This window comes from Acinetobacter sp. TG2027 (assembly GCF_000302435.1).
Classification (GTDB): domain Bacteria; phylum Pseudomonadota; class Gammaproteobacteria; order Pseudomonadales; family Moraxellaceae; genus Acinetobacter; species Acinetobacter pittii.
Genome location: NZ_AMJN01000003.1, coordinates 132761 through 139304, shown reverse-complemented (window position 1 = coordinate 139304; position 6544 = coordinate 132761). Strand labels below are relative to the sequence as shown.

Annotated in this window: 5 protein-coding genes and 1 pseudogene; 1 reads left to right on the top strand and 5 read right to left on the bottom strand. The window is 40.6% G+C overall.

The features are described from left to right. The 5 genes and pseudogenes from B806_RS19095 to B806_RS0101840 all read right to left on the bottom strand — a co-directional run. Positions 1-66, bottom strand: a pseudogene (locus B806_RS19095) (elongation factor Tu); the annotation flags it as partial. 95 nt (positions 67-161) lie between these two features. Beyond that, the gene (fusA, locus tag B806_RS0101855; protein WP_002120436.1) at positions 162-2300 is read right to left on the bottom strand and encodes an elongation factor G; all 2139 of its coding nucleotides are present in this window, start codon (positions 2298-2300) and stop codon (positions 162-164) included. A 177-nt stretch (positions 2301-2477) separates the two neighbouring features. Next, positions 2478-2948, bottom strand: coding sequence for a 30S ribosomal protein S7 (gene rpsG / locus B806_RS0101850; protein ID WP_001138055.1), 471 nt, complete (start codon positions 2946-2948; stop codon positions 2478-2480). Positions 2949-3108: 160 nt separating this feature from the next. Continuing rightward, positions 3109-3483: a 30S ribosomal protein S12 gene (gene rpsL / locus B806_RS0101845; protein ID WP_002050319.1), complete on the bottom strand. Its 375-nt coding sequence runs from the start codon at positions 3481-3483 to the stop codon at positions 3109-3111. Between the two features lie 200 nt (positions 3484-3683). Next, entirely contained in the window at positions 3684-5003 is a 1320-nt protein-coding gene (locus B806_RS0101840) for an EcsC family protein (protein ID WP_002120376.1), read from the bottom strand. Positions 5004-5303: 300 nt separating this feature from the next. Here B806_RS0101840 and B806_RS0101835 point away from each other — a divergent pair, with 300 nt between their 5' ends. Beyond that, positions 5304-6533 (top strand): beta-ketoacyl synthase N-terminal-like domain-containing protein, encoded by a 1230-nt coding sequence (locus B806_RS0101835; RefSeq protein ID WP_017387255.1) that lies wholly within the window; start codon positions 5304-5306, stop codon positions 6531-6533. Positions 6534-6544: the final 11 nt, after the last annotated feature.

Sequence of the window (6544 nt, the reverse complement as noted above, 5' to 3'; positions counted from 1 at the left end):
GTCAACGTGACCGATTGTGCCCACGTTTACGTGTGGCTTATTACGTTCAAACTTGGCTTTAGCCATGATGATCTTCCTTTATAAACTACTCATGGAGGGTCACCCCATGAGCACTTGGTTTTTAACTAAGAAATTAGTTTGGGCTTATAGTAATCGAAAGATTACTCGTCGTCACCTTTTTTACCGCCAGCTTGGAATTTAGCGATGATGCCTTCAGCCACGTTACGTGGAGTTTCAGCATATTTAGCAAATTCCATAGAGTAAGTCGCACGACCTTGAGACATAGAACGCATTTGAGTCGCGTAACCAAACATCTCAGCAAGAGGAACTTCTGCACGAATTGCTTTTGTTCCACCAGGAAGATCGTCCATACCTTGAACCATACCACGACGACGGTTTAAGTCACCCATGATATCGCCCATGTAGTCTTCTGGAGTTTCTACTTCAACTTTCATGATAGGTTCAAGAAGGATAGGATCCGCTTTCATGAAACCATCACGGAAGGCATAAGAACCTGCCATTTTGAACGATAATTCGTCAGAGTCGACGTCATGGTAAGAACCGTCGAATAATGTCGCTTTAATACCAACAACAGGGTAACCAGCCAATACACCATTCTTCATACGTTCTTGAATACCTTTGTCAACCGCGCCAAAGAATTCTTTAGGTACTACACCACCAACAACTTCTTCAACGAATTGGTATTCTTTACCAGCTTCTTCAACATCAAGCGGTTCAAGACGTACATATACGTGACCAAACTTACCTTTACCACCAGTTTGACGTACGAACTTACCTTCTTGTTCAACAGACTTTTTGATCGTTTCACGGTAAGCAACCATTGGTTTACCAATGTTAGCTTCAACACCGAATTCACGCTTCATACGGTCAACAATGATGTCAAGGTGAAGTTCACCCATACCAGCAATAATTGTTTGACCAGATTCTTCGTCTGTACGAACACGGAACGATGGATCTTCTTTAGCCAAACGACCTAAAGCGATAGACATTTTTTCTTGGTCTGCTTTAGTTTTTGGTTCAACAGCCAATGAAATTACTGGCTCTGGGAATTCCATACGCTCAAGAGTAATGATGTTTTTCTCATCACATAATGTATCACCAGTTGTAACGTCTTTAAGACCTACACACGCTGCGATATCACCTGCACGGATTTCATCAAGATCTTGACGTTCGTTCGCATGCATTTGCACGATACGACCGATACGTTCACGCTTAGCTTTAACTGGGTTATAAACCGGATCACCTTGTTTAAGAACACCAGAGTAAACACGTACGAATGTTAAGTTACCTACGAATTTGTCGTTCATGATTTTGAACGCAAGCGCAGAGAACGGAGCTTCGTCAGATGCTTCACGAGACGCTTTAGTTTCGTCTTTGTCGTCAAGGATACCTTCGATCGCTTTAACTTCTGTAGGTGATGGTAAGAATTCAATTACAGCATCCAACATACGTTGAACACCTTTGTTCTTGAACGCAGAACCACAAAGCATTACTTGAATTTCAGAAGCTAATGTACGAGCACGTAAACCAGCGATGATGTCTTCTTTAGAAAGATCACCTTCTTCTAGGTACTTGTCCATTAATTCTTCAGAAGCTTCAGCCGCAGCTTCAACCATTTTTGTACGCCATTCGTTAGACGTATCAACTAGGTCAGCTGGGATATCAGCATATTCAAACTTCATACCTTGAGATGCTTCATCCCAGATAATCGCTTTCATTTCGATAAGGTCAACAACACCCTGGAATGTATCTTCAGCACCAATTGGCACAACGATAGGAACAGGATTACCACCTAAACGAGTTTTAACTTGCTCAACAGCACGGAAGAAGTTTGCACCAGTACGGTCCATCTTGTTCACGAATGCTAAACGAGGCACTTTATATTTGTTCGCTTGACGCCATACAGTTTCAGACTGAGGTTGTACACCACCTACAGCACAGTAAACCATGCACGCACCGTCAAGAACACGCATAGAACGTTCAACTTCGATTGTGAAGTCTACGTGTCCCGGGGTGTCAATTACGTTGATACGGTGTTGTTCGAATTGGTTACCCATACCAGACCAGAAACAAGTCGTAGCAGCAGAGGTAATTGTAATACCACGCTCTTGCTCTTGTTCCATCCAGTCCATTGTTGCTGCACCGTCGTGTACTTCACCAATTTTGTGAGATACACCTGTGTAGAACAAAATACGTTCAGTTGTAGTTGTTTTACCTGCGTCAATGTGCGCAGAAATACCGATGTTACGGTAACGAGTAATTGGGGTTTGGCGAGCCATGATGTCTACATTCCTAAATGTTATATTTAAAACAGGACGCACCAATTAAATTGATGCGCGCGAATATCCAAACAGGCAACTTAAATACCTGCAAAGCCCCCACTTTGATAGAGAGCAATGTTGAATCGAGCTGCTGTACGCATGAATATTCTCCTGAATAAGGCCTGTTTTATCCGCTTAGAAACGGTAGTGAGAGAAGGCTTTGTTAGCTTCAGCCATACGGTGCACATCTTCACGTTTTTTGATTGCTGCACCTTTACCTTCAGCTGCATCAAGCAACTCACCAGCAAGACGTAAAGCCATCGTTTTTTCAGAACGCTTAGCAGCAGCATCTACTAACCAACGCATAGCTAAGGCAGTACGACGGGATGGGCGTACTTCCATAGGTACTTGATAAGTAGCACCACCAACACGGCGTGCTTTTACTTCAACCATAGGACGAACTTTTTCAAGAGTAGTCTCGAAAAATTCAACTGGGTCTACTTTGTTTTTTTCTTGAACGCGTTCTAAAGCACCGTAAACGATACTTTCTGCAATAGATTTTTTACCATCTTGCATTACGTGGTTCATGAATTTAGCGATTGTTTGGCTGCTAAATTTTGGATCTGGAAGGATCTCACGAGCAGCGACTACGCGACGTCTTGGCATTTTAATACACCTAATAATATGACACTTCAGGATGATCCAGCAGTTTGTACAAGTGTCATGTACACGACGCTGGCCTTACTATACGTCGCTTGAATTACAAATCTATGAAGAATTCAAACAAGCGAAACGCTAAAGGGCTTATTCGACTAGTTTCCTAGAATTACTTCTTAGGACGCTTAGTACCGTATTTAGAACGTGATTGATTACGATCTTTAACACCAGCACAGTCTAATGAACCACGAACGGTATGGTAACGTACACCCGGTAAGTCTTTAACACGACCACCACGGATAAGAACAACACTGTGCTCTTGTAAGTTATGGCCTTCACCACCGATGTAGCTAGATACTTCAAAACCTGAAGTTAAGCGAACACGGCAAACCTTACGCATAGCTGAGTTAGGTTTTTTAGGTGTAGTTGTATAAACACGTGTACAAACACCACGACGTTGTGGACAAGCCTTCAACGCAGGAACTTTGGATTTTTCAACCAAAGTCGTACGACCCTTACGGATCAACTGATTCGTTGTTGCCATATGGCAATTCTCCCGTTATTAAAAAACCTTAAAAAGAAAATACCTCTTTTTAAGGGCACATAATTGTAAGCCAAGATGCAAAAATGGTCAACACGGCAATACTTACCAAATGTTGACCATATCAATGTTTGACAGCACGATTTACAAATTTAAATAGAGGTTATTTCTACTTTTTAAACCTTCACTTTGTAAGCGTATTGTTAAGAGTATTTTTTATCTTCTAATATCTCGTCATCATCCTCCGGAGTTAGAGCAGGCTTTTGTTCAGTATGCTCATGTTCTGTCACATGTTTGTCAGCAAGTTTTTCTAAGCCCTTATGAACATTTTCCTGAACTTTCTCTTCACTTTTTTCGCTTTCTGTAGGTTTTAACACAATAGATACTTTCGAGATTACCTCGTGATTTTCTACTTTATGATGATGAGCAGCATGAATATTGCCATCTTCGCCTACATTTAAAAGTCTTGGGCTTGCTTTTTGAATGAGTGTAACCGCAGCATAATAAGCCTGTAGTGGAGATAAATGCTCACTTGGATGTTCGTTTAAATAATGTCTTGCAGCTCCAAAAATTGCCTGAGCTTTATGTCCTACATCTTCTTGTAATTTCCAGCTATATACTGCACTTAAAACAGCGCCTGCAACTGGAGTAAACTTACCAAAAGCTGAAAGTTTAGGAATACGATTTAACCATTCCCATTTAAACTCCCCTTCCTCATCTGTTAACCAGTTCTTTAAAGTATCTATATCTGTGGTTGAACCTAATACTTGCTGAAATTGATGAATATCTTGAGTTTCCAACATATTTCGCAATGTTTTTAAAGCCAACAAGAGAGTTTGTTTCTCTGCAATCAAGCTAATGTCAACTTCTTTAAAAATAAACTCAACAACATCTTGGTCTGCTACCTCCAGTAGATCAAAGCCATGTGACCTTCCTGTCTGGTAAATAGTTCTTAAAACCAAAACTAATGAAACTGGAATATCTACAGCTGCACCAACGACACCTGATACACCTGTAATTGCACCTTGTACAGTCGCAATGAGCTTGTTTTGTTCTATAAGCGCCTGACTTAGACGTTGAGAACGACCTGTATCTTTAGTTAATTCAAATAAATCTTTAGCACCCGCTTCTTCTAGGATTTTTTCAGTTAAGGTACTTTTTGAACTAAAGTCATTTAACCAATTAAATAAATGGCCTGAGATTTTTTCATCCCAATCTGGCGAAAGAAATGTAGCAACACCATTTACTTTTTTAAAATGTCGACCAAATACCTGACGTGTGACTTTTGGTAAATGTTCTCTTAGCATTTGTTGAGGACTTTCATATTGCTCAACTTCAAATGGGCTTTTTGTTCTCGATCTACCTTCAACAGTTTTTCCAGTTGGGATTGGTTCAATTACCTTACTGACGTCACCTGATTGGTTCTGTTGCAAGATACTCAATCCTGTAGAACTGAGCTTTTTAGCCACTCCGAAGACCTGAGAAAACAAATTGTCAGATTGATTATTATTAAATTTTGTCATCAAGTACCTCGATTTTTTAATTTATCTAATTAGAGATAAATACTAGGTGGAATGTGGATTTATCTCAACTTGAATGTGTGTATTTTAGTTAACCCTAAATGCAACATACTATGTATTTGGTTATTTTTTTTAAATGTAAAATTGTCATAAAGATTTGCCATAAGAAATAAAAATCCTTTCTGCTATCATGTTAACAACGAAAAACATGAGTCCCGTTTTCTTACAGCTATATTCTCCTATTCATTTTCATAGCTGTTGAACACGATAGACTCTTAAATATCACCATAAAGGGACCTGTAGATGAAACGTGTTGTAATCACTGGTATGGGTATTAACTCATGTATCGGTAACTCTTTAGAAGCAGTTACTCATTCACTTCAAAATGGAATCTCCGGGACACGTTTTAACCCAACTTATGCTGAACTCAATTTTAAAAGTCATGTCAGCGCTGCTGCAGAACAAGACTTTGATAATATCGACCGTAAATTAAAACGCTTCATGGGCGTATGTGCGATGTATGCATACAACGCTGCTGTAGCTGCAGTTGAACATGCAGGCCTTACTCCTGAACAACTTGCTGGTAATCCACGTTATGGTATTGCAGGTGGTTCAGGTGGTGGCTCAACTGCTTCTGTTGTTGAAATGACAGAATTATTAGAGACTAAAGGCGCACGTAAAGTGGGTCCATTCTTTGTACCACGTAACATGTCAAACACCATTACTGCAAACGTAGGTGTTGCATTTAAGCTACAAGGTATTTCACATACTATTACAAGTGCTTGCGCAACTTCTGCAGATGCAATTGGTTATGCGTACAACTTAATTCAACTTGGCAAACAAGACCTTATGCTTGCTGGTGGCGGTGAAGAAGATCACTGGTCTCAAAGTTTATTGTTTGATGCAATGGGCGCACTTTGCTCGAAATATAACGACACTCCAGAAACAGCATCTCGCCCATATTCAGCAGACCGTGACGGCTTCGTTATTGCTGGCGGTGGTGGTTTCGTAGTACTTGAATCACTTGAGCACGCGCAAGCACGTGGTGCGAACATTTTAGCTGAAGTAGTAGGTTATGCTGCGAACAGTGATGGCGCGGACATGGTTGCTCCAAGTGGTGAAGGTGCTACACGTTGTGTATTAATGGCACTTGAAGAAGCTAAGCAACATGGCGTAGAGAAAATTGACTATGTAAATACACATGGTACTTCTACTCCAGCTGGTGACATTACAGAACTTAAAGCAATGGAACGTGCATTTGGTGAAGGTAACGTACCTCCTCTTAGCTCAACCAAATCTATGACAGGTCATAGCTTGGGTGCGGCTGGTGTACAGGAGGCTATTTACTCTGTGCTAATGATGCAAAATGACTTTATTGCACCAAACATCAACGTGACTGAACTTGATGAAGGCGCAAAACCTTTCGATATCGTACTTGAAAAACGTGATTCAAAATTGAATACTGTAATGAGTAACAGTTTTGGCTTTGGCGGTGTTAACGCTTGCCTTATTTTCAAGAAGTGGGATGCATAATCCCACCTAGG